At 66.6% G+C, this 21426-nt stretch carries 22 protein-coding genes and 1 tRNA gene; 10 read left to right on the forward strand and 13 right to left on the reverse strand.

The features are described 5' to 3' along the window. The first annotated feature begins 49 nt into the window (after positions 1 to 49). The 3 genes from ABUE31_RS17425 (at position 50) to ABUE31_RS17435 (ending at position 4492) form a co-directional block, all read left to right on the forward strand. Positions 50 to 1630: a GumC family protein gene (locus ABUE31_RS17425; protein ID WP_367724955.1), complete on the forward strand. Its 1581-nt coding sequence runs from the start codon at positions 50 to 52 to the stop codon at positions 1628 to 1630. 173 nt (positions 1631 to 1803) lie between these two features. Then, positions 1804 to 3006, forward strand: coding sequence for a GNAT family N-acetyltransferase (locus tag ABUE31_RS17430; protein ID WP_367724956.1), 1203 nt, complete (start codon positions 1804 to 1806; stop codon positions 3004 to 3006). A 112-nt stretch (positions 3007 to 3118) separates the two neighbouring features. Continuing rightward, positions 3119 to 4492: a lipopolysaccharide biosynthesis protein gene (locus ABUE31_RS17435; protein WP_367724957.1), complete on the forward strand. Its 1374-nt coding sequence runs from the start codon at positions 3119 to 3121 to the stop codon at positions 4490 to 4492. Positions 4493 to 4498: 6 nt separating this feature from the next. On the opposite strand, the gene ugpC is transcribed toward ABUE31_RS17435, so the two are convergent. The 5 genes from ugpC to ABUE31_RS17460 all read right to left on the reverse strand — a co-directional run bounded on the left by ugpC (position 4499) and on the right by ABUE31_RS17460 (position 9563). Next, entirely contained in the window at positions 4499 to 5536 is a 1038-nt protein-coding gene (gene ugpC / locus ABUE31_RS17440) for a sn-glycerol-3-phosphate ABC transporter ATP-binding protein UgpC (protein ID WP_367724958.1), read from the reverse strand. 4 nt (positions 5537 to 5540) lie between these two features. Beyond that, positions 5541 to 6389 (reverse strand): sn-glycerol-3-phosphate ABC transporter permease UgpE, encoded by an 849-nt coding sequence (ugpE, locus tag ABUE31_RS17445; RefSeq protein WP_367725040.1) that lies wholly within the window; start codon positions 6387 to 6389, stop codon positions 5541 to 5543. Positions 6390 to 6456: 67 nt separating this feature from the next. After that, positions 6457 to 7341: a sn-glycerol-3-phosphate ABC transporter permease UgpA gene (gene ugpA / locus ABUE31_RS17450; RefSeq protein WP_367724959.1), complete on the reverse strand. Its 885-nt coding sequence runs from the start codon at positions 7339 to 7341 to the stop codon at positions 6457 to 6459. Positions 7342 to 7575: 234 nt separating this feature from the next. Continuing rightward, on the reverse strand, positions 7576 to 8886 hold the full coding sequence (gene ugpB, locus ABUE31_RS17455; RefSeq protein WP_367724960.1) for a sn-glycerol-3-phosphate ABC transporter substrate-binding protein UgpB: 1311 nt from the start codon (positions 8884 to 8886) through the stop codon (positions 7576 to 7578). A 227-nt stretch (positions 8887 to 9113) separates the two neighbouring features. Beyond that, a complete protein-coding gene (locus tag ABUE31_RS17460) occupies positions 9114 to 9563 on the reverse strand; it encodes an RrF2 family transcriptional regulator (protein ID WP_367724961.1) in 450 nt (149 codons plus the stop codon). Positions 9564 to 9873: 310 nt separating this feature from the next. Between ABUE31_RS17460 and ABUE31_RS17465 the strand changes: the two genes are divergently transcribed. After that, positions 9874 to 10890 (forward strand): alcohol dehydrogenase catalytic domain-containing protein, encoded by a 1017-nt coding sequence (locus tag ABUE31_RS17465; RefSeq protein ID WP_367724962.1) that lies wholly within the window; start codon positions 9874 to 9876, stop codon positions 10888 to 10890. 31 nt (positions 10891 to 10921) lie between these two features. On the opposite strand, the gene ABUE31_RS17470 is transcribed toward ABUE31_RS17465, so the two are convergent. The 6 genes from ABUE31_RS17470 to ABUE31_RS17495 all read right to left on the reverse strand — a co-directional run bounded on the left by ABUE31_RS17470 (position 10922) and on the right by ABUE31_RS17495 (position 16129). Beyond that, positions 10922 to 11374 carry a GNAT family N-acetyltransferase gene (locus ABUE31_RS17470; protein WP_367724963.1) on the reverse strand — a complete coding sequence of 151 codons (453 nt, stop codon included), beginning with the start codon at positions 11372 to 11374 and terminating at the stop codon, positions 10922 to 10924. A 118-nt stretch (positions 11375 to 11492) separates the two neighbouring features. Continuing rightward, positions 11493 to 12179, reverse strand: coding sequence for an ABC transporter ATP-binding protein (locus tag ABUE31_RS17475; protein ID WP_367724964.1), 687 nt, complete (start codon positions 12177 to 12179; stop codon positions 11493 to 11495). After that, a complete protein-coding gene (locus tag ABUE31_RS17480; protein ID WP_367724965.1) occupies positions 12176 to 12925 on the reverse strand; it encodes an ABC transporter ATP-binding protein in 750 nt (249 codons plus the stop codon). Before ABUE31_RS17480 ends, ABUE31_RS17475 begins: the two co-directional genes overlap by 4 nt. Continuing rightward, positions 12918 to 13889 (reverse strand): branched-chain amino acid ABC transporter permease, encoded by a 972-nt coding sequence (locus tag ABUE31_RS17485; RefSeq protein WP_367724966.1) that lies wholly within the window; start codon positions 13887 to 13889, stop codon positions 12918 to 12920. Before ABUE31_RS17485 ends, ABUE31_RS17480 begins: the two co-directional genes overlap by 8 nt. A 2-nt stretch (positions 13890 to 13891) precedes the next feature. Beyond that, entirely contained in the window at positions 13892 to 14812 is a 921-nt protein-coding gene (locus tag ABUE31_RS17490) for a branched-chain amino acid ABC transporter permease (protein ID WP_367724967.1), read from the reverse strand. 174 nt (positions 14813 to 14986) lie between these two features. Further along, positions 14987 to 16129 carry an ABC transporter substrate-binding protein gene (locus ABUE31_RS17495; RefSeq protein ID WP_367724968.1) on the reverse strand — a complete coding sequence of 381 codons (1143 nt, stop codon included), beginning with the start codon at positions 16127 to 16129 and terminating at the stop codon, positions 14987 to 14989. A gap of 241 nt (positions 16130 to 16370) precedes the next feature. Between ABUE31_RS17495 and ABUE31_RS17500 the strand changes: the two genes are divergently transcribed. From ABUE31_RS17500 to ABUE31_RS17525, 6 genes are all read left to right on the forward strand, one after another. Further along, the gene (locus ABUE31_RS17500; RefSeq protein ID WP_367724969.1) at positions 16371 to 16652 is read left to right on the forward strand and encodes a hypothetical protein; all 282 of its coding nucleotides are present in this window, start codon (positions 16371 to 16373) and stop codon (positions 16650 to 16652) included. A 152-nt stretch (positions 16653 to 16804) separates the two neighbouring features. Next, positions 16805 to 17398, forward strand: a complete 594-nt coding sequence (locus tag ABUE31_RS17505) for a hypothetical protein (protein WP_367724970.1) — start codon at positions 16805 to 16807, stop codon at positions 17396 to 17398. Between the two features lie 206 nt (positions 17399 to 17604). Next, complete coding sequence (locus ABUE31_RS17510) at positions 17605 to 17895, forward strand: GlsB/YeaQ/YmgE family stress response membrane protein (RefSeq protein ID WP_367725041.1); 291 nt, start codon at positions 17605 to 17607, stop codon at positions 17893 to 17895. Further along, a complete protein-coding gene (locus ABUE31_RS17515; RefSeq protein WP_367724971.1) occupies positions 17892 to 18212 on the forward strand; it encodes a hypothetical protein in 321 nt (106 codons plus the stop codon). The genes ABUE31_RS17510 and ABUE31_RS17515 overlap by 4 nt, the downstream gene beginning before the upstream one ends. Before the next feature lie 25 nt (positions 18213 to 18237). After that, on the forward strand, positions 18238 to 18543 hold the full coding sequence (locus ABUE31_RS17520) for a hypothetical protein (protein WP_367724972.1): 306 nt from the start codon (positions 18238 to 18240) through the stop codon (positions 18541 to 18543). 40 nt (positions 18544 to 18583) lie between these two features. Further along, the gene (locus ABUE31_RS17525; RefSeq protein ID WP_367724973.1) at positions 18584 to 19000 is read left to right on the forward strand and encodes a hypothetical protein; all 417 of its coding nucleotides are present in this window, start codon (positions 18584 to 18586) and stop codon (positions 18998 to 19000) included. A gap of 140 nt (positions 19001 to 19140) precedes the next feature. On the opposite strand, the gene ABUE31_RS17530 is transcribed toward ABUE31_RS17525, so the two are convergent. Together ABUE31_RS17530 and ABUE31_RS17535 are read right to left on the reverse strand one after the other, a co-directional pair. After that, positions 19141 to 21054, reverse strand: coding sequence for an acyltransferase family protein (locus ABUE31_RS17530; protein WP_367724974.1), 1914 nt, complete (start codon positions 21052 to 21054; stop codon positions 19141 to 19143). A 138-nt stretch (positions 21055 to 21192) separates the two neighbouring features. After that, positions 21193 to 21267 (reverse strand) — tRNA-Thr (locus ABUE31_RS17535). Positions 21268 to 21426 lie beyond the last annotated feature (159 nt).

Genomic DNA, 21426 nt, shown 5'->3' on the forward strand with positions numbered 1-21426 from the left:
TTCCGATTGGGATATGCCTGAAGCCTATCGTCGAGGCCCCGAAACGACCGTGACGCGCAGCAGCGCGACGCCGGGCAGCGGCATGATCGACCCGCTGGCGCTGGTCCGCTTCGTCATCGACAACATCGTCAAGATTGGCGCGATCGCCCTTGTGCTGGCAGCCGCCGGCATCACGCTGGTCATGATGACGCCGTTTCCCTACCGGGCGACGGCGACGGTCCTGGTCGATCCGCGCAGCGTGCAGGTCACGCTGCAGGAGGACGTGCTGCAGCCCGTTGGCAGCGACGCGGCGGTGCTCGAAAGCATGGTCCAGATCATGCGGTCGGACGGCTTCCTGCTCACGGTCATGGACAAGCTCGACCTGCTCGGCGGCGTCGAGGACCGGCTGAGCGAAGCCGAGCAGCTGAAGGCGCTGGCGAGGTTCAAGAGCAACCTGGCTGTCGAACGCAAGGGCGCCACCTACCTGGTCGAGATTTCCTACAAGGCGGCAACGCCCGAGGAGGCGGCGCGGATCGCCAACAGCGTCGCCAGCGAATTCGCCGACGCCCAGAACGGCCAGGTGCGGCAGGCGACGCAAGCGGCCGGCCGCGCGCTGTCCGAACGGCTTGTGGAGCTGCGCCGCAAGCTCAACGCTTCCGAAAAGGCGGTCGCCGACTTCGCCGCAGAGCACGGCATACTCTATGTCGACGACAACAACACGCTGCAGATGCGCCAGCTGACGGAACTCAGCGCGCAGCTCGCGCTGGCCAGGACCGAGACCGAGGCAGCGCGGGCGCGCTACCAGAACCAGGTCGGCGGCGGCACGGGCGGCGGCGCGCTTGCCGACGAGCGCTACAGCGAGCCGGCGCAGCTTGCCTTCCTGCGCCAGCAGCGCGCCCAGCTGAAGCAGCAGCTCGACCAGCAGAGCCTGACCTATGGCGCGCGTCACCCGCGCATCGCCCAGACCCGCCAGGCCATGGAGGGCATCGACCGGCAGATCCGCGAAGAGCGTCAGAACCTGACGCAGCAGCTGAAGAGCGGACTGGAGATCGCCGAGGCCAAGCAGAAGACGCTCGAGGGCGACATCGCGCGGCTGAGCTCGGGGGCGGTGCTGACCGACGCCGCCAAGGTGCGTCTCGAGGCGCTGCGCCGCGAGGCGGCGGCAGACCGCGACATCTACGAGAAGTTCCTGGCCCGCAACAAGACGACCGAGGAACTCGCGGCGATCAACAGCGACAACGTCAAGGTCGTGTCGCAAGCGGTGCCGCCGCTGCGGTCGAGCCGGCCGTCGATCGTCCTGCTCGCGCCGGTCCTCGGGCTGCTCGGTGCCGTCGCCGCGACGACCGCGCTTGCGGTGGTGCAGCGGCGCGACGGCGGCGAGCGGCGTGGACGCCGTTCCCGCAGCCCCGACCGCCCGCCGCCGGCCGGCGACAGGCGTCCGCTTGCGCGCGGGCCGGCGAACGAGCCGGGCGCCCCCGCGCAGCCGCGACCGCGTCGCAGCAATGCGCTTCTGATGATCTCGACGGACGGGAGCGACGATATCCCGGCAGCCGGGCGCAAGCCTCGGCGCAGCTCGATGCTGATGATGGCAGAAGCGCTGGGCGACCCGGAGCCGGCCGCGGACGCCGCCCGGCGCGGCTCCGGCCACTGACCGTCCCGGGATAGCTGAAGCCGCAGCGCCTTTATCCTTCGTTAGCCAAACCGAGCGTTCGGCGTCGACCCTTTACCTCGGGCCCATGGACCCGCTGGTAAGGATGCAGTGCCCGGCAATCGCAAACCGCGGCAAGACGGTCCCGCCCGGCGGGGCCAACAGGTGAAATCGTCATGAATGCCCATACGCCCACCGCCGACCGGACCGCTACCGAACCCCTGACCTTCACGGCCCGACAGTTCGGCAGCGTCGGCGAGATGTTCGCCTTCGGGGCCGGCAGGAGCGGCGGGCACGCCTTCCTGAACGAGCGCTTCCTCGGCGAGATCGGCAAGCGGATGCTCGACGAGAGGCAGCGGCTCGTGCTCGTCGGGGTCGCCGACCAGGACGGTTCTCCCGTCGCCGCCTTCGCCTTCCAGCAGCGGCGAAAGTTCGGGGTCGCCACCCTCGAAGCGGTGGACTTCGGCATCGTCGACTATTTCGCGCCTGCCTATTTCGGCAACACTGCCCTTTCGGCGGCCGATACCGCGAAGCTCTGGCGCGCGGTGACGAAGGCGGTCCCCGGCGTCCATGCGGTTGCCTTCAAGAAGATGCCGCGCCTTCTCTACGATCGCCCGCACGCCCTGAGCGGCGCTGCCTTCCTGAAGCCGATGGGCACGTCCGCGACGACGCTGCGCCTGCGCGGCCCCGGCCGGCCGTCAGTCGTCCCTGAAAAGATGTCGCTGGCGCGCGAGGTGCGGCGCAAGTCGAAGAAGCTCGAGAAGATCGGGCCGCTCACCTTCGAGGAGGCGCGCACCAACGCGGAGGTCGACGAGGCGATGGCGACGATGGTGGCGTTCCGCACCGCGCGCTTCGCCGAGCTTGGCCGCCACGACGCGCTGCTGGACCCCAGGGTGGTCGCCTTCTACCGGTCGCTGGCCGACAGGGATGGCGACGTGCCGCTCGCCCGGATGTTCACGCTGCGGACCGGCGCGGTTCCGGTCGCCGTCATCTACGGCATTTCCCATGGCGACGTCTTCACGCTGATCGTCCCGTCGATAACCACCTGCAGGGAGGCCCAGTCCGGCTCGCCCGGCCTGGTCGGGCTGTTCAAGACGCTGCAATGGTGCCGCGACCAGGACTTTGCGGTGTTCGACCTGAGCGTCGGGACGCTGGGCTACAAGAGCCGGTTCGATGCCGAAACCAATGAACTGTTCGAATACCAGCAGGCGTTGACGCCCCTCGGGCTGCCGGTCGTCGCGGAAGCCCGCCTGCGGCGATGGGTGCGCCATCTGGCGGTAAGGTATCCGCAGGTCCGCAGCACGCTGGAAGGGTTCGGCCGCAAGGGACGCAGCAGCGCACCGGCGGCCGCAAAGACCAACGGCGACGGTGGCAATTGATTCAAATCCGGCCGGTGTTCGCAACGATCCGTTAACCCGCGCGCAGGCTGGATCCGCCGCGTCGGCCCAGTCATCGCGCCACCCCGAAGGCCCCTCAGGAACCGCATTTCGAATGTCCGCCGACCAACATCCAGATCCCCGGGCCTCCGGCCTCGCCGGCCGGCTGACGGCGGTGGCGCGCAACCCGGCGGTCAGGGGCATCGCCGGCGTGTTCGTCCTCAAAAGCTCGATCATCGTCGCCAATTTCACGCTGATCATGCTCGCGGCACGCGTGCTCGACACCGACGCGTTCGGCGTGTTCTCGATCCTGTTCGCTGCGGCCGGCCTGTTCTGCATCGTCGCCACCTTCGGCCAGCAGGTGTCGCTGATGCGCTGGTGGAACGAATATTCTGCGGCAAACGACGTCCCGACCCTGAAGGGCGTCCTGGTCTTCAGCGCGGCGACGGTGGCCGCCGGCTGCGCCATCGTCGGGTCCGGCTTTTTCCTCTGGGCCGCATCGACCCATGCGCTGCTGCTTGCCTCGGCGGTGACGCTCTACATGGCGATGCAGGCGGCGGTGGCGACCTCGGCGCATCTCGTGCGGACCGCCGTCGGCGTCGGCGCCGGCGACGGCGTCGGCAATCTGATGGTCTCCGTCCCCGCCGTCCTCTATCTCGCCGCGATCCTCGTGGCGGGCGCCAGCGCCGAGGTCAGCACCGTCTTCTTCCTCTTCGCGGCGGGAGCCGGCGTCGCCGTCTGCCTGCACGTCCTGTTCATGCGCCGCCGCATCGGCGCGCTCTATCCCGGCTTCGCGTCGGTGCGGCCGCGCTTCCTGCCCAGGGAATGGCGCGCGCGGTCGTTCAAGCTCTGGATCTCGAACGGGCTGGAGGCGGCCAACCAGTATCTCGACGTCTTGATCATCGGCTACCTGATGAGCCCGGCGGTGGCCGGCGCCTATTTCGTGACGACCAGGCTCGCCAATGTCTTCGCCACCGCATCCGACACGATGCACATGTTCTCGACCCGGCACATACCGGACCTCTACTACCGCGGCGAGATGAAGCAGTTGAACGCGCTGCTCAACTCGGTCGCCGCAATCACGCTCGCGGTGGTCGTCGCCGGCATGGTGGTGATGCTCGCCGGCGGCAAGCTGTTTCTGATGGTCTTCAACGAGGCCTATGTGCCCTACTATCCCGCGCTTGCGCTGCTCTCGGTCGGCACTGCCGCCATGGCCGCCGCCGGCCCGTCGGGATCGATCCTGATGCTGACCGGCCATGAGGGGCGCTATCTCAGGATAATCGCGCTCACCGTCCTGCTGCGCGCCGCCGGCTTCTTCGTGCTTGTCCCCGCCTTCGGCATCATGGGCGCGGTGACGGCCACCACGATTTCCTTCGTCTTCATGACAGCGATGCTGCGCCACGCCTGCAAGCGGCTGACCAGGCTCGACGGATCGGTGTTGAGGCTGGCGGGCCGGCGCGGGCAAACGGAGGTCCCGCCGGCCGAATAGGCGGGGTCAGGCGACGCGCCGTCCCTCGCCGTCGAAGAAATGCAGCTTGTCGGCGCGCGTCGCGACTTCAAGCTTGTCGCCCGGCTTCGCCGCCGCCCGGCCCGGCACGCGCACCACGATGCGAGAGCCGGCCGCCGCGCAGTAGAGAAAACTCTCGGCGCCGACGGGCTCGATCGCCTCGACCTCGGTCTGCAGCAGCAGCGCGCCGGCCGGCGCCTCGCCGCCGCCCAGGATTTCGGCGTCCTCCGGGCGGAAGCCGATGGTCGCGGCGCCTGCCGGCGCACCGGCCGCCGTCGCGCGCCCCTCTCCCGTCGGCAGCAGGTTCATCGGCGGCGCGCCGATGAACGAAGCGACGAAGATCGAGGCCGGCTTCTCGTAGATGTCGAGCGGATCGCCGGCCTGCTCGACCCGGCCGGCGTTCATCACCACCAGGATGTCGGCCAGCGTCATCGCCTCGAGCTGGTCGTGCGTGACGTAGACGCTGGTGACGCCGAGCGAACGCTGCAGATTCTTGATCTCGACGCGCATCTGGCCGCGCAGCTTCGCGTCGAGGTTCGACAGCGGCTCGTCGAACAGGAACACCTTCGGGTTGCGCACGATGGCGCGGCCCATGGCGACGCGCTGGCGCTGGCCGCCGGACAGTTCGCGCGGCCGCCGTTCCAGCAGGTGTTCCAGCTCCAGCGTCCGGGCGGTGGCGCGCACCCGGCGGTCGATCTCGTCCTTCGGCGTGCCGCGGTTGCGCAGGCCGTAGGCCATGTTGTCGTAGACCTTCATGTGCGGATAGAGCGCGTAGTTCTGGAACACCATGGCGATGTCGCGCTCGGTCGGGCCGATCGCGTTCACCACCTTGCCGTCGATCGACACCGAGCCCTCCGTGATCGATTCCAGCCCGGCGATCATGCGCAGGAGCGTGGACTTGCCGCAGCCGGACGGGCCGACCAGCACGCAAAGCTTGCCGTCGGGAATGGCGATCGAGACGCCCTTCACGGCCTCGACACGGCCGGGATAGACTTTTCTGACGTCGTCAAGGTCGACGGTTGCCACGCGCTTACTTCTCCGTTTCCACCAGGCCTTTGACGAACCAGCGCTGCATCAGCAGCACGACGATGATCGGCGGCACGATGGCGAGCATGGCCGTCACCATGACCAGGTGCCACTCGGTGTCCGCGTCGGCGAAGGAGATCATCTTCTTCAGCGCGATCACGATGGTGTTCATCTGGTTGTCGTTGGTGACAAGCAGCGGCCACAGATACTGCGTCCAGCCGTAGATGAAGAGGATGACGAAAAGGGCCGCGATGTTGGTGCGCGAGAGCGGCAGCAGGATATCCCTGAAGAAGCGGAACGGGCCGGCGCCGTCGACGCGCGCGGCCTCCACCAGTTCCCCCGGGATGGTCATGAAGAACTGGCGGAACAGAAGCGTCGCGGTCGCCGATGCGATCAGCGGCACGATCAGCCCGGCATAGGTGTCGATGAGGCCGAGGTCGACCATCACCTTGTAGGTCGGCAGGATGCGCACCTCGACCGGCAGCATCAGCGTGATGAAGATCAGCCAGAAGAAGGTCATCCGGAAGGGGAAGCGGAAGAAGACGATGGCATAGGCCGACAGGATCGAGATGACGATCTTGCCGACGGCGATGCCGAGCGCCACCACGGTGGTGTTGAAGAGCAGCGTCGACACCGGCACGCCGCCGATGCGCCCGACGCCGCCGAACAGCGCCTCCGAATAGTTCTCCCAGAACCGGTCGCCCGGCAGGAGCGGCAGGGGTGGGCGCAGGATCGTCTGCAGCGAATGCGTCGAGGCGACGAAGGTGTAGTAGATCGGGAAGGCGACGATGACGATGCCGAGGATGAGGATGGCATGCGCGACATAGCGCGAGGTGCGGCTGACGCCGAGCATGGCGTCCTCCTCGGCCCGACCGGGATGGGCGGACGCCGGAGCGGATGCGCCGGATTGCGCGGCGACGTCAGCCATAGTGGACCTTCTTCTCCACGTAGCGGAACTGGATGGCGGTCAGTGCGATGACGATGACCATCAGGATCACCGACTGCGCAGCGCTGTCGCCCAGGATCAGGTTGACGAAGCCGTCATTGTAGACCTTGTAGACCAGCGTTTCCGTCGCCTTGCCGGGACCGCCCCCGGTGACGGCGTGGATGATCCCGAAGGTGTCGAAGAAGGCGTATGTCGTGTTGATGACGAGCAGGAAGAAGGTGGTCGGCGCGAGCAGCGGGAAGACGATCGTCCAGAAGCGCTTGGTCGGCCTGGCGCCATCGATGGCCGCCGCTTCGATCAGCGACTTCGGGATCGCCTGGAGGCCGGCGACGAAGAACAGGAAATTGTAGCTGATCTGCTTCCATGCCGCCGCCGAGACGACCAGCGTCATCGCCTGCGGGCCGTTGAGCAGCGGGTCCCAGTGGATGCCCAAGTGCCGCAGCAGGTAGGCGAGCGATCCGATCGACGGGTTGAACAGGAACAGCCACAGCATGCCGGCGATCGCCGGCGCCACCGCATAGGGCCAGATCATCAGCGTGCGGTAGACGTTGCGGCCGCGGATCACCTTGTCGGCCATGACGGCGAGCAGCAGCGCCACCGCCATCGAGATGAAGGCCGTGGCGACCGAGAACACCGCCGTGACCTCGACCGAGTTCACGTAGTTCGGGTCCGCAATCACGCGCCGGAAGTTGTCGAGCCCGACGAAGCGCGACTTGAGGCCGAACGGGTCCTCCTTCAGCAGCGACTGGTAGAGCGCCTGGCTCGCCGGCCAGTAGAAGAAGACCAGCGTGATGGCCAGCTGCGGCGCGATCAGCAGGTAGGGCAGCACCTTGTTCGGAAAGACGACGCGCGGGGTCAAATGGCCGCTCCGATGCGCGGCAATGACCGAGGCAAGCGCCCGACGACGCTCCCCTCCGGCCTGCCGGCCATCTCCCCCTCGAGGGAGGAAATCGGCAGTTTCAGCGAAAGTACAAAGCCTTCAGCGTAGGCGATTGGCGAAAGCGACGATGCCAGCCAATCTCCCCCCTTGAGGGGGAGATGGCCGGCAGGCCGGAGGCGGGTGAAACGGATCACGCTCCCGAGCCGGACTTGCTCAGTTCCCGATCGCTTCCTGGATCGCGGCGTTGCCGCGGGTGACCGCGTTGTCGAGCGCCTGCTGCGCGGTCTGTTCGCCGGCGAGCATCTTCTCGAACTCCTCGTTCTGGATGTCGCGCAGCTGCGGCAGGTTGATGAAGCGCACGCCCTTGGAATTGGCGGTCGGCGCCTTGCCGAGCATCTGCTGGATCGGGATCTCGCGGGCCGGGTTCTTCTCGTAGAAGCCCGACGCCTTGGTCGCCTCGTAGGCGGCCATCGTCACCGGCAGGTAGCCCGATACCTGGTGCAGGCGCGACTGGATCTCGGTCTGCGACAGGAACTCGAAGAAGGCGGCGACGCCCTTGTATTCCTCGTCCGACTTGCCGCCGAAGACCCAGAGGCTGGCGCCGCCGGGGATGGTGTTCTGCGGCGCGCCCTCGGCGTCGGGATAGTAGGGAAGCTGGCCGATGCCGTAGTTCATGCCGGACTTCACGATGTCGCCGAGGCCGCCGGAGGATTCCGTGAACAGCCCGCATTCGCCGGCCAGGAAGATCTGCTTGGCCTCGGAGGTGCGCCCGCCATACTTGAAGGTGCCGTCCTTGGCGAGGTCGGCGATCTGCTGGAAGTGGTTGACGAACATCGGCGTGTTGAAGGTCAGCTGGGAATCGGTCGAGCCGAGCCCGTTCTCGTTGGTGCCGTACTGGAGGTTGTTCCAGGCGGCGAAGTTCTCAAGCCCGATCCAGGTCAGCCAGGTCGAGGTGTAGCCGCAGGACGCCGCGCCGGAGGTCTTGATCTTCTTGGCGGCCTCGAACACCTCGGGCCAGGTCTTGGGCGGGTTCTCGGTGTCGAGGCCCGCCTTCTGGAAGATGTCCTTGTTGTAATAGAGGACCGGCGAGGACGAGTTGTACGGGAAGGACAGCATCGTCCCGTCCGGCTTCGAATAATAGGCGACGATGCCCGGCAGGTACTGGCTCTTGTCGAACGCCTTGCCGCCCATCGAGAGGATTTCGGCGACCGGCTTGACCGCGCCTTCGGCGCCCATCATGACGCCGGTGCCGACGTCGAAGACCTGCATGATGTGGGGAGGCTGCTTGGCCCGGAAGGCAGCGATGCCGGCGTTGAGCGTCTCGGGATAGGTGCCCTTGAACACCGGAACGACCTTGTACTCGCTCTGGCTCTCGTTGAATTCCTTCGACAGCGTCTCGACGACCTCGTTGTTCGCGCCGGTCATCGCGTGCCACCAGGAAATCTCGGTGACGGCAAAGGCCGACGTCGAGGACAGCAGGCTGAATGCAATGGCCGTACCGGCCGAAAGGGCCTGAAATTTCATCATTTCTCTCCCGTTTTTGTTGGCGAGCTGAAGGGTTCGCGGAGGGGAGTATCCGTCGATTGTGACAGGCGGACAATCGTTTTGTGTCGGGGGCGTGACGTTGCACCATCGGATGCGGCAAGGCGAAACCGGCAAAGACGCAGCGTTTGCACCGCTTTGCTTAGCCGGCAAAGGCGTCGCGGCCCCGTCTTAGACTTTGGTTCTATGCCAGGAGCCTGCGCGCGCGGTCACAGCTGCAGGCGCAGGCCCGTCGCCCTGTCGTCGTTGGCGGCGTCGCGCATCGCCGCGAGGCTGCGGTTGTCGAGGAGGTCGGCGACGGCGTGTCGCACCTGCATCATGATGCGGCGAACCTGGCAGGTCGCCTCGTCGCAGTCCTCGCAGCGCCGGTAGCTGCTGCGGCTGGCGCAGGCGATCGGCGCCAGCGGGCCGTCCAGCACGCGCACCACATGGCCGATCCTGATCTCGCCGGGCGGGCGGGCAAGGCTGTAGCCGCCGTCCTTGCCCTTGCGGCTCTGGACGAAGCCGGCATTGCGCAGCTCGCCGAGAATGGTGTCCAGGAACTTCTTCGGGATTTTGTTCTTCGCCGCGATGTCCGCGACGACGGCGAGTTGTCCGGGCGGCAGGTTCGAGAGATAGACCAGGGCCTTCAGCCCGTATTTGCCCTTTTTGGTAAGCATTGCCTCAAGCAGTCCGTTGGCCGCCGCGCCGACGAGAACGGTTGTCGCCGCGGCATCGCATTCCGATACAGGCCGATTGAATCCCCGCCATGTTGCGGTTTCGTGCCCCGGCGCGCGCTCGCGGTAACGGCGCTGTTTCCGCGGCTCCGCCAACTGCGACGAACCGGGTACCTTTACTTGACAGGGCGAGGACCGGACGGAACACTGGCCGGCCCGGGAGATTGTGCGGTCGCGCCATGCCGGCTCCCTCGCCCGGGTGAAGACGCTGCGAAGCGGCGGATCGTCATCTGGGCCGGGAGTTGCATCCTTCATGTCGGAACTCATGCTGGCAGCGGTGCTGGAAGAATACGGGCAGCCGCTTCGCCTCACGCGCGTGCCGCGCCCCGAGCCTGGTCCGGGACAGATCCTGATCAGGCTCGAGGCGAGCGGGGTCTGCCACTCCGACGTCCATGTCTGGCGTGGCGAGATGCCCCCGGCGAGCGCGCCGTCCCCGTTCATCCTCGGCCATGAGGGGATCGGCGTCGTTGCGGCGGTCGGGCCGGACGTGCAGGACTGGAACCCCGGCGAGCGTGCGGGGATCGGCTGGCTGCACGACACCTGCGGCGAGTGCGCCGAATGCCTGGACGGCGCCGAATCGTTCTGCCAGTCGCAGCGCGCGCATGGTTACGACGTCGCCGGCACCTTCGCCGAATATGTCGTCGCCGATGCGCGCTTCGCCTTCCGCGTCCCGGCCGGCGCGGCATCCGGCCTGGCGCCGCTGATGTGCGCCGGCGTGACGGCCTATGGCGCGATCGAGCGTGCGCAGGTGAAGCACGGCGAATGCTGCGCGATCTTCGGCTGCGGCGGGCTTGGCCAATACGCCATCCAGCTTGCCCGGCGGCGCGGCGCCAGGGTGGTGGCGGTCGATCGCGACGCGGGAAAGCTCGACCGCGCCACGTCGCTCGGCGCCGTGGACACCAAGGTCGCGGACGCGGGCCTGGCGACGGCCTGGCCGCCGCAGGACCAGGTCGCGAGCTGCATCAATTTCGCGCCGACCCCGGCCAGCTGGGACGCCATGATCTCGGCGGTGCAGCCGCGCGGGCGCATCGTTGCCGCTGCCATGGTCGCGGAGCCCGTCGCGATCAGCCAGGAATGGCTGGCGTCGACCGGCGTCACCGTCACCGGAACCAGCGTCGGGACCCGGGCGCAGATGCACGACCTGCTCGCGCTGCACGAGCAGGAGCCGCTTGCGTCGCACGTCGCGGAGATAGCGCTCGGCGATGTCAGCGATGCGCTGGCCGACCTGCGCGCGGGACGCGCGCAGGGCCGCTTCGCAGTCGTGTTCTGAGCCCTTCGCCCGCCGTCGCGTCCGCGACGGCTCAGCCAGGCAGCAGGTCGTATTCGATGAAGCCGGTTCGCCTGGCGACGCGGTCGTAGAGGCGGCGCGCCGTCTCGTTGGTCTCGTGCGTCATCCAGTAGACGTTGCTGACGCCGGCCTTCGCCGCCTCGGCCTGCACCGCCTCGATCAGCGCCCGGCCGACGCCGGTGCCGCGCGCCGATTCGTCGGCAAACAGATCCTGCAGGTAGCAGTTGTTCACCTCGGACCAGCAGGAGCGGTGGTAGAGATAGTGCACGAGGCCGACCGGCTTGCCGTCGGCGATGGCGAGAAAACCTTTCGGCTCGTATGCGCCGGGATCGAAAAGACGCCGCCAGGTGGTCTCGTAGACCGCCTCGGCAACAGTCGTCTTGTAGAATTCGAGATAGGCGGTCCACAACCTGCGCCAGTCGGCCTGGTCGGATTGCTCGAGGGGCCGAATCACAAGGTTGGTCATCTCTTCGCTCGCGGCTGCACGTTTGGAATTCTTGTCGTTGCGGTCTGCTCCGGCAACATTTCGTCTCCGGGCGGAGCGCAAGTTGCCCTGCATTTTTCCGCGCGTCCAGCGCCGTCGCTCACACCCCGAGGTAGCGATCCTGGAGGTCGGGCGTCAGTTCCGCGGGAACGCCGGCCCAGACCGTGCGGCCGCGTTCCAGCACGACGCAGCGATCGGCGACGTCGAGCACCTCGTCCATCGTCTTGTCGACGACGAGGATCGCCTCGCCCTCGCGCTTCAGCCTGCGGATCGCCGCCCAGATGTCGTCGCGGATGATCGGCGCCAGCCCTTCTGTCGCCTCGTCGAGGATGAGCAGGCTGGGATTGGTTATCAGGGCGCGGCCGATCGCCAGCATCTGCTGCTCGCCGCCCGACAGCGTGCCGGCATACTGCGCCATGCGCTCGCCGAGGCGCGGAAACAGCTCGCGCACGGCATCGAGCGTCCAGCGGCCGGGCCGCGCCGACACGACCAGGTTCTCGCGCACCGTCAGGTTCGGAAAGCAGCGCCGCCCTTCCGGCACCAGCCCGATGCCGAGCCGGGCGATGCGGTGCGACGGCAGGCCGACGACCTCGCGGCCGGAAAAGACGATCCGCCCGGCGCGCGCCTGCGTCATGCCGCAGACGGAACGGATCGTCGTCGTCTTGCCCATGCCGTTGCGGCCCATCAGCGTGACCACCTCACCCTTGCGGACCTCGAGGTCGACGCCGAACAGCGCCTGGCTCGGACCGTAGAACGTCTCGATGGCGGAGACCTGGAGAAGCGTCATGCCCGCTCTCCCAGATAGGCGCTGCGCACGTCGGGGTTGCCGCGGATTTCGGCGACCGTCCCGCTGGCGACGATGCGCCCGTAGACCAGCACGGAAATGCGGTCGGCCAGCGCGAAGACGGCGTCCATGTCGTGCTCGACCAGCAGGATCGGCGTTTCGGCGCGCAGCGCGTCGAGCAGGCCGGTCAGCGCGCGCGATCCCTCCTGGCCCATGCCGGCCATCGGCTCGTCGAGCAGCAGCGCCTTCGATCCCAGCGCCAGGGCGATCGCGATTTCCAGCTGGCGGCGTTCGCCATGCGAAAGTTCCGACGCGGGAACCGCGGCGCGGCCGGCAAGCCCGACGCGGCCGAGCGCCGCCATCGCCGGCTCGGTGAGGGTCGCGTCGCTCATCACGTTTCGGAAGAAGCGGAAGCTCGCCCCCTGGCGGCCCTGCACCGCCAGCATGACGTTCCGCAGCGCCGAAAAGTCCATCGCCAGCGACGATATCTGGAAGGTGCGGCCGAGGCCGAGGCGCGCCCGCGCGGCGACGTCGAGGCCGGTGACGTCCTGCCCGAGGAAGCGGATCGAGCCGGCGTTCGGCCGGAGCGCGCCTGATATCTGGTGGATCAGCGTCGTCTTGCCCGCGCCGTTCGGGCCGATCAGCGCGTGGATCTCGCCCGGCCTGAGATCGAGGCTGACGCCGTCGGTCGCCTTCAGGCCGCCGAAGCTCTTGTAGAGGTCGCGGATGTCGAGGACCGGCTCAGCCATGGCGCACCTTGCCCGCCACCAGCCCGACGATCCCGCCGCGCGCGAACAGCACCACGCCGAGCAGGATGAAGCCGAGGAAGAGCTGCCAGCGTTCGGTGACGCCGCCGAGCGCGAATTCGAGCAGCACGTAGAGGATCGCCCCGGCGACCGGGCCGAACAGCCGGCCGGTGCCGCCGAGGATGACCAGCACGATGAGTTCGCCCGACATGTGCCACGACATCATCGACGGGCTGACGAACCGGTTGAGGTCTGCATAGAGCGCGCCGGCGACGCCGGTGATGACCGCGGAGATGACGAAGGCGGCCAGCCGGACGCGGAACGGCCTGATGCCGACGGCGGCGACCCGCTTCTCGTTCTGTCGCGCCGCCTGCAGCGCCAAGCCGAAGCGCGAATTGGCGATCCGCCAGATCAGCGCGAGCACGGCCATCAGCAGCACGTAGCAGACGACGAAGAAGCCGGCGGGGTTGGCGGTCGACAGGCCGGGAAAGGCGTTGCGCACCGTGATCGACAGGCCGTCCTCGCCGCCATAGGCGGGCCAGGAGATCGCGAAGTAGTAGATCATCTGGGCGAAGGCCAGCGTGATCATGATGAAGTAGACGCCGCTAGTCCTAAGGCTGATCGCGCCGATCGGCAGGGCGACGGCCGCGCACAGCAGCGCGGCGACCAGCCAGACGACCGGCATCTGGTCGGACGCCGGCAACAGGCCGAACAGCGGTTCGGCGTTGAAGGCGTGTACGGCGAGGATACCGGCGACGTAGCCGCCGACGCCGAAGAAGGCGGCGTGGCCGAAGGAGACCAGCCCGCCCAGGCCGAGCGCAAGATTGAGGCCGGCGGCCGCGAGCGCGAGGATCGCGATGCGGGTCGCCAGCGCGACGTAGAACGGCTCGTCGAGCGCGTAGGCGGCCAGCGGAACGGCCAGGAGCAGGATGGCCAGCGCGGCGTTGAAGGCGGCTTCGCGCGACATCGTCAGGCCTGCGCCGAAAACAGGCCCTGGGGCCGGAACGCCAGGATCAGCGCCATCACGACATAGATCGACATGGAGGCGAGCGCGGCGCCGATGCCGGCCGCCTGGGCCGGCCCGATGACCGCGGCGAGCATGGGCGGCAAGAGCACGCGGCCCATGGTGTCGGTGACGCCGACCAGCAGCGCGCCGACGAACGCGCCCTTGATGGAGCCGATGCCGCCGATGACGATGACCACGAAGGCGAGGATAAGCACCGGCTCGCCCATGCCGACCTGCACCGACTGCAGCGCGCCGACCATGGCGCCGGCAAAGCCGGCGAGCGCGGCGCCGAGCGCGAACACGACGGTGTATAGCGTGCCGATGTCGACGCCGAGCGCGCCGATCATCTCGCGGTCGGATTCGCCGGCGCGGATGCGCATGCCGAGCCGCGTCCGGGCGATCAGGAAGTAGAGGCCGACGCCGACGCCGAGGCCGGCGATGATGATGGCGAGGCGATAGACCGGATAGAACACGCCGCCGGGCAGTTCGACCGCGCCGCCGAGTTCGGGCGGGATGTTCAGGTAGAGCGGGAACGAGCCGAACAGCCAGCGCGTGCCCTCCGAGAGGATCAGGATCAGCGCGAAGGTCGCCAGGACCTGGTCTAGGTGGTCGCGCGCATAGAGCCGGCGGATGACAGTCATCTCGACGATGGCGCCGAGCGCGGCCGCCGCCGCCAGGCTGGCGGCGAGGCCGAGCCAGAACGAGCCGGTCGCGGCAGCGACGGCCGCGCAGGCGAAGGCGCCGACCATGAAGAACGAGCCGTGCGCCAGGTTGATCAGCCCCATCACGCCGAAGATCAGGGTCAGCCCAGCCGCCATCAGAAACAGCATGACCCCGAACTGGACGCCGTTCAGCAGTTGTTCGATCAAAAGGGCTGTTTGCAAGTTCAACTCGGTCGTGAAGAGCTACGGAGGCAAAGCCCTCTCCCCGTCCTTCACGGGAAGAGGCAAGGGGTGACGGGCGGCGCCTGCGGCGGAAGAGCGTCCGGGCGCGACATGCGCGCTGGCCCTCCCCGCCCGCCGGCGCCTTCCCCCCGCGATAACGGGGAGAAGGAAGCCCTAGAACTTGCACTCCGCGGCGTAAGCGTCCTGGTGGTCGGTGAAGCTGGTGGCGATGATCTTGTTGGTCAGCACGCCGTCGCCGTCCTTGATCACTTCGCGCACGTAGAAGTCCTGGATCGGGTGGTGGTTCGTGTTGAACTTGAACTTCCCGCGCACCGAATCGAAGTCGGCGGCCGCGAGCGCGGCGCGGAAGGCGTCGGCGTCCTTGACGTCCGCCTTGGCGGCGGCCGCCGCCAGCAGCGTGCCGGTGTCGAAGGCCTGCGCCGCATAGGTCGACGGCAGGCGGTTGTATTCCGCCTTGAAGGCGGCCACGAATTCCTTGTTCTTCGGGTTGTCGAGGTCGGGCGACCAGGACGCCGTGTTCTTCGCGCCGAGCGCGGCGTCGCCGATGGCGGCGAGCACGTCCTGGCTGAACGAGAAGCCCGGGCCCATGACCGGAATGCCGACGCCGGACTGCGCGTACTGCTTCATGAAGGCGATGCCCATGCCGCCGGGCAGGAAGAAGAACACCGATTCGGCGCCCGACGCGCGGATCTGCGCGATCTCGGCGGCATAGTCGGTCTGGCCGAGCTTGGTGTAGACCTCGCCGACCAGTTCGCCCTTGTAGTAGCGCTTGAAGCCGTTCAGCGAATCCGTGCCGGCCGGGTAGTTCGGCGCCAGGATGAACATCTTCTTGATGCCCTGGGTCTCGGCGTAGTTGCCGGCGGCCTCATGGAAGTTGTCGTTCTGGTAGGCGACGTTGAAGTAGTTCTTGTCGCATTTCGCGCCGGCGAGCGGCGAAGGACCGGCGTTGACCGAGATGTAGAACTTGCCCTGGGCGACCGCGTTCGGCACCACCGCCATGGCGAGGTTCGACCAGATGATGCCGGTCAGCACGTCGACCTTGTCGCTCTGGATCATCTTGTCGGCGATCTGCACGGCGAGCTCGGGCTTCATCGCGTCGTCTTCGGTGACCACCTCGATGTCCTTGGTGCCCGACAGCTTGAGCGCCAGCATGAAGCCGTCGCGCGCATCGACGCCGAGGCCCGCGCCGCCGCCCGACAGCGTGGTGATCATGCCGACCTTGACCGGCTCGGCGAAGGCTGCGCTGGACATTCCGAGCGCAAGCGCGATCGCGGTTGCTGCAAAACTGGTCTTCATTCCGCTCTCCCATTTTCAACGAGCGGCCACACTGCCGAAAAGCGGGAGGATTGAAAAGCCCGGAAACGGCTGACGCAGCGGTCGCGTGCGCATGTCGGCTCCCGCGACCGCGCCGCTCGGTGCGCGTCGCCAAGGGCCACGCAGGGACTGCCACCGCATCGGCGCAATTTCCGGCCGCGACGGAACCTTGGCGCGCCTTTCGCCGTTTCGTCGAAATCCCTCACTGCAGAGAGACCACGCCATGGCAGACAACACACGGACATCCGGCGACGAGCTTTCCGCCGAGATCGCCCATCTCCGCCGCGAACTGTCCAACCTGAAGGCCGCGCTTTCGCAGCGGGCGGGCGACATCGCCGAGGGCGCCGGGCGCGCCGCAGACGCGGTCGTCCAGCCGATCCGCAACCATCCCGGCGCCGCCGGCATGCTGTTCGGCGGGCTGCTCGGCCTGATCGCCGGCCTGGCGATCGGCTACGCCGCGGCCGAACAGCAGCGCCCGCGCCGCTGGCACGACCGGTACTGGTAGCGGACGGGCGGCGACGGTTTCGGCACCGGTGGCCTGTCGAACCCGCCAGGATTTATGTCGGACCCGATAAGGCCTAAGATTGGCGCTCAGGTCGAAAGCACGACCGGCGAACCGATGGAGAAAACGGCATGAGGAACACCGTTGTCGTCGTCATGGCATCGCTTGCCCTGTTTGTTGCGGGCTGCTCGCAGGAAGCCTCGAAGGCGCCCGAAGCGAAATCCGAGGCGCCGCAGACCAGTGCGCCCGCCGCGGAGCAGCCGGCAGCGACCGATCAGAAGCCGCAGCAAACTGCCGCTGACACCGAGACCGTCACCAACAATGCCTGCCTCGCCGCCGCGAAAAAGGAGACCGGCGAAGCCGACATTGCCGTTGCGAGCAACGAATTCTCGGAAGCGAATACGCTGGTCATGCTCGAAGTCGGCGCACAGAAGGCGCCGTGGCGGTGTCTCGTGTCGAGTGACGGCACCGTTGCCGAGCTTTCCTTCCAGGGCAACGACGGCGACGGCGTCCCCGAAGAGCAGCAACCGGCTTCGGATGTATCCCAGAAGGCCATCGACGCCTGCCTGGCTGCCGTGGCGGGCCAGACAGGAAACGCCGACGCGAAGGTCCTGAGTTCGGAGTTCTCGGAAGCAAACTCGATGGTGATGATCGGCGTTGGCGAGCAGCAGGCTCCCTGGCGCTGCCTTGTCTCCAATGACGGCGCCGTTCAGGAAGTCATGTCGCAAACCAACGAAGGCAACCTCTAGGACTAGGCGTCATATCACCCGGGAAGGGGAAGAAGGGGAAGCGATGAACCAGCCTCGGAAAATCATGGCAAGCTTGGCATTTGTTGCACTGGCGGCGCTGGCCGGTTGCGAAACCTCCGATAGCACCGCGCCCGCCACCCCTGCCGGCAATTCGGCCGAGGCAGCGGCANAGGGTCTCGACAATGGAAAACGCGGTAGGCACGGGAATGGGCCTGATCATTGCCCTGCTCATTCTGGTTGTGTTTGGGGCGATTGTCGGCTGGCTTGCCGGCCTGGTTGTCAAAGGAAGCGGCTACGGTCTGTTGGGTGACATCGTCATTGGTATCGTCGGCGCCAACATAGCCGGATGGCTGTTTCCGATGATCGGCATCCCTGTCGGTGGCAGCGTCCTTGGTCAGATCATCGCTGCGGTCGTCGGAGCGGTAATCCTGCTGCTGGTCATCAAGGCAATCNTAGGCGTCATATCACCCGGGAAGGGGAAGAAGGGGAAGCGATGAACCAGCCTCGGAAAATCATGGCAAGCTTGGCATTTGTTGCACTGGCGGCGCTGGCCGGTTGCGAAACCTCCGATAGCACCGCGCCCGCCACCCCTGCCGGCAATTCGGCCGAGGCAGCGGCACGGCAGGCGTGCCTGAACGCCGTGAAGAAGGAAACCGGCAACGCGCAGGCGTCCGTCGGTTCATCGGAGTTCTCGGAGGCGGGCACCAAGGTGATCGTGGCTGTCGGTCAACAGCAGGCGGCCTGGGAATGCATCGCCTACAAGGACGGCTCGACATCGCGTCCGATGTCACTGACGAACGAGGGCGCGCTCTAGCGAACGCTTGAAGGCGCAAAGATGCGTGGCGGATTCCGAGCGTGAAGGTGCGATGGCGCGCTTGCTGTCTCTTGCCCTGATCGCCTTTGCGGCGCTCTATGCGCTCGCACTGGCCGTCTACCTGATCGGCACGTTCGGCTTGTTGGGTGCCGATCGCGATCCGCTTTCCGGCGTTTTCCTCATTCCTTTGGGTCTTCCGTGGAACCGGTTCGTGGACGCACTTCCGGAACGCTTTTGGCCGTGGCTCGCCGCGGCTGCACCCTTGGTCAACCTCGCGATACTTTGGCTTTTGCGCGCCATGGCGCTTGGAAGAACCGGCGTGCCAAGGTGAAACCGGCAGCCCACCATTTCGGAACAGGAGGAAACCTCTGGTGAAAAAACTCGCACTGCCTACCACAATCGCAATACTGGGTTGCCTCTGGGGCGGGCAGGTGTCGGCTCAGGAGAGCGTGAGGATCAGGTTCGAGCCCGGCTCAACGAGCAGCGAGATCAACGGCACGATCAAGGGCCATGAGTTTATCGACTACGTTCTGGGCGCCCGTGGCGGGCAAACCATGGTCGTTTCGCTGGCTGTTACCGGGACCAATGGCCATGGTTCAGCGTATTTCAACATCCTGCCGGCGGGACAGGATTACGGCGGCCCCTACGTCGGGAGCACGGACGATGATAGTCGAGCCGAGATAACAGTGCCCTCCGACGGAGACTGGGCCATCCGCGTGTACCTGATGGGAAACGATCGGGACGCCGGCAAGACCGTCGGCTACTCGATCAATGTGCTCATCAAGTAGCGCCGAGTGGGATTGCAGAGGCCGCAACCGCTTGCCTTGCAGGCGAAGAGCACACGTCTGAAATTCCCCACGGTGCCAGGCTTGCGCCAGGCGCATCGTCGGCGAGGCGGTGCCCCCGGCACGGACCGCCCGCCGCATGCCTAGTCGATGGCTTCGGCGGCGACGATCCGGTCGTAGAAGGACATCTGCCGCCCCAGATAGGCTGACCCTTCGTAGGAAAGGTGAGCACCGTCGCGGAATACCAGTACATCGCCTGTCCTCGCGCTGCACGCCCGCTCGTCGCAAAGGACTTCGGCGATATCGATGACAGCGACGCCGAGCCCATCCAGCAGTTCCATCACCTTGGCGCGTTTATGTCTGGCTTCCGGGGAGAGATTGCAACGCTCCGAGGATATGCCCAGCCACACTGAACGGGCCAGGCAGGTTCCGATCTCACGTCCGTCGACGGGCGGCGGCATGAAGACCACCGGCGTCAGTCCGTTGGCGCGCAACAAGTCCAACGTGTCCTTGAAATGGGCGCGCGCCAACTCCGGTCCTCCCAAGACCCTCTCGCCGCTGGCCAGGAGCTGGGTGTCGCCGTCCAGGTAGGCGTGGAAGGGGGAGCCAAGGACGGCAAAGCGCAGCGATTTCGTGCTCCGGACGTACGACTTCACCGCCTCCGTGAATCTGAGACACCTTTCCGGCCAGTCGCGGGGATAGCCGGCAGGTATCGGAGCAATCCCGAAGAACGGGCCGCACGCGCTCTTGGTGAACTGCGCAATTCCGGCGGCGGGGTTGGATGCGACGATTCCGGGCACCAGGTGCATGGCGAAGGAATCGCCCCACACGAGAATTTCCGGCTCTCCGCTCGTCGTGCACGTGTCGGGCACCGGAAGTTTCCCCTCGCAATCGGCGCTGAGACCGAAGTTGATGCGCATCCGTTCGCTGATGCCCGCCGCCTGCGCGGTAGCGCCTCTCGTCTGGCCAAGGCCGTTGGTCAGGTCACCGATCAGGCCGATGGCGATTGTCAGCGCGCACGCCGCGCCAATACCGATGACAATCTTGCGCGTGTCGACGACGACACGGTTGCGGCAGGGTTGTTCGACCCAGCGCCATGATGCGTAGGCGAACGCGAAGGTCAGGGCGATTAGCGACAGATAAATGGCGTCGGACACGTCGCCCATGAGCCGAATGCGCGCAAAGGCGAACAGAGGCTGGTGCCAAAGATAGACGCTGTAGCTGATCAGTCCGACGGCGACCAACGGCGACCATGAGAGCAACCGGGCCGCGAAGGTTCGCGGGTCGCCGACGGCCAGGAACATCGCCGTTCCAAGTACGGAGGGAAGCGTATACCAGCCCGGATAATGCCCATCTCCGTCGAGAAGAAGTACGGACAGGACGATCAGCACCAGGCCTCCCGTGGCGCAAAGCTCGGCCATCGCGCGCCCTCTCGGCTGGATCGCCGACATGGCGACAACCGATCCGATCGCAAGTTCCCAGAAGCGGGTTGGCAACAGGTAGAAGTTTGCGGCTGGCGCAATGGGGCCAAGAACCAGCGCGAGCAGGAAGCTCGATATCGCGAGCAACGCGACCGCCGGCAGTCGAAACCGTCCGAACAGGATCAGAAGAAGCGGAAACACGATGTAGAATTGCTCCTCCACACCCAGCGACCAGGTGTGCAGGAGCGGCATCAGCTCCGCTTGTGCGGCGAAATAGTCTGCCTTCTGCCAGAAATGAAAGTTCGAAACGGAAAGCGCCGTTGTGTAGAGGCTCTTCGAATAGTCGTTGAATTCGGACGGAAGCATCCACACCCATGCGAACGGGATGGTTGCCGCGCACATGACGAGGAGGGCCGGAGCGATCCGGCGAAGCCTCCTCAGGTAGAAGCTCCACACCGAAAACCGCCCGGCGGACAGATCGGCCACGATGATGTTCGTGATCAGGTAGCCACTGATGACGAAAAAGACATCGACGCCGACGAATCCCCCTGAAAAGAGAGTGAAGCCGGCGTGAAAGAAGAGGACTGGCAGAACCGCGACGGCGCGCAGGCCATCCACCTCTGGACGGTATTTCATGCTTATGCGCCCTGCTCGCCAGCGGACATGCGGCCCGCAGACCATTCTATGGGCGTCGGTTTGCAAGCGCGCATCTTCTGGACGACCCTTCCATGCGGCCGGCGTGAACTGATCGACACACTGAAGCTGAGGCAGGAATGGTGCTGCCAGAGAGGATTGAACTCTCGACCTCTCCCTTACCAAGGGAGTGCTCTACCACTGAGCTACGGCAGCAACGCGCGCTCTGATAACCGCAACGCCCAACGATTGCAAGGCGTCCCGCGCGACACTGTGGAGCGGTCGAGAAATGGCGCGACCGCGCCGCATCGACGAGGCAACGGCCGTCGGCGCGCGCCGGGTCGCCGCTCGCTCCCGGCGACACAGCGATTGTAG

Source organism: Mesorhizobium marinum, from assembly GCF_040813675.1.
GTDB lineage: Bacteria > Pseudomonadota > Alphaproteobacteria > Rhizobiales > Rhizobiaceae > Mesorhizobium_K > Mesorhizobium_K marinum.

Excerpts from the sequence above, each read along its gene's own strand:
- ABUE31_RS17460 (WP_367724961.1), bottom strand. The coding sequence starts at position 9,563 with ATGCTTACCAAAAAGGGCAAATACGGGCTGAAGGCCCTGGTCTATCTC.
- ABUE31_RS17505 (WP_367724970.1), top strand. The coding sequence starts at position 16,805 with ATGGCATCGCTTGCCCTGTTTGTTGCGGGCTGCTCGCAGGAAGCCTCG.
- ABUE31_RS17530 (WP_367724974.1), bottom strand. The coding sequence starts at position 21,054 with ATGAAATACCGTCCAGAGGTGGATGGCCTGCGCGCCGTCGCGGTTCTG.
- ABUE31_RS17470 (WP_367724963.1), bottom strand. The coding sequence starts at position 11,374 with ATGACCAACCTTGTGATTCGGCCCCTCGAGCAATCCGACCAGGCCGAC.
- ABUE31_RS17430 (WP_367724956.1), top strand. The coding sequence starts at position 1,804 with ATGAATGCCCATACGCCCACCGCCGACCGGACCGCTACCGAACCCCTG.
- ABUE31_RS17465 (WP_367724962.1), top strand. The coding sequence starts at position 9,874 with ATGTCGGAACTCATGCTGGCAGCGGTGCTGGAAGAATACGGGCAGCCG.
- ABUE31_RS17435 (WP_367724957.1), top strand. The coding sequence starts at position 3,119 with ATGTCCGCCGACCAACATCCAGATCCCCGGGCCTCCGGCCTCGCCGGC.
- ABUE31_RS17475 (WP_367724964.1), bottom strand. The coding sequence starts at position 12,179 with ATGACGCTTCTCCAGGTCTCCGCCATCGAGACGTTCTACGGTCCGAGC.
- ABUE31_RS17500 (WP_367724969.1), top strand. The coding sequence starts at position 16,371 with ATGGCAGACAACACACGGACATCCGGCGACGAGCTTTCCGCCGAGATC.
- ugpE (WP_367725040.1), bottom strand. The coding sequence starts at position 6,389 with ATGCTCGGCGTCAGCCGCACCTCGCGCTATGTCGCGCATGCCATCCTC.
- ABUE31_RS17480 (WP_367724965.1), bottom strand. The coding sequence starts at position 12,925 with ATGGCTGAGCCGGTCCTCGACATCCGCGACCTCTACAAGAGCTTCGGC.
- ABUE31_RS17515 (WP_367724971.1), top strand. The coding sequence starts at position 17,892 with ATGAACCAGCCTCGGAAAATCATGGCAAGCTTGGCATTTGTTGCACTG.
- ugpB (WP_367724960.1), bottom strand. The coding sequence starts at position 8,886 with ATGAAATTTCAGGCCCTTTCGGCCGGTACGGCCATTGCATTCAGCCTG.
- ABUE31_RS17485 (WP_367724966.1), bottom strand. The coding sequence starts at position 13,889 with ATGTCGCGCGAAGCCGCCTTCAACGCCGCGCTGGCCATCCTGCTCCTG.
- ABUE31_RS17495 (WP_367724968.1), bottom strand. The coding sequence starts at position 16,129 with ATGAAGACCAGTTTTGCAGCAACCGCGATCGCGCTTGCGCTCGGAATG.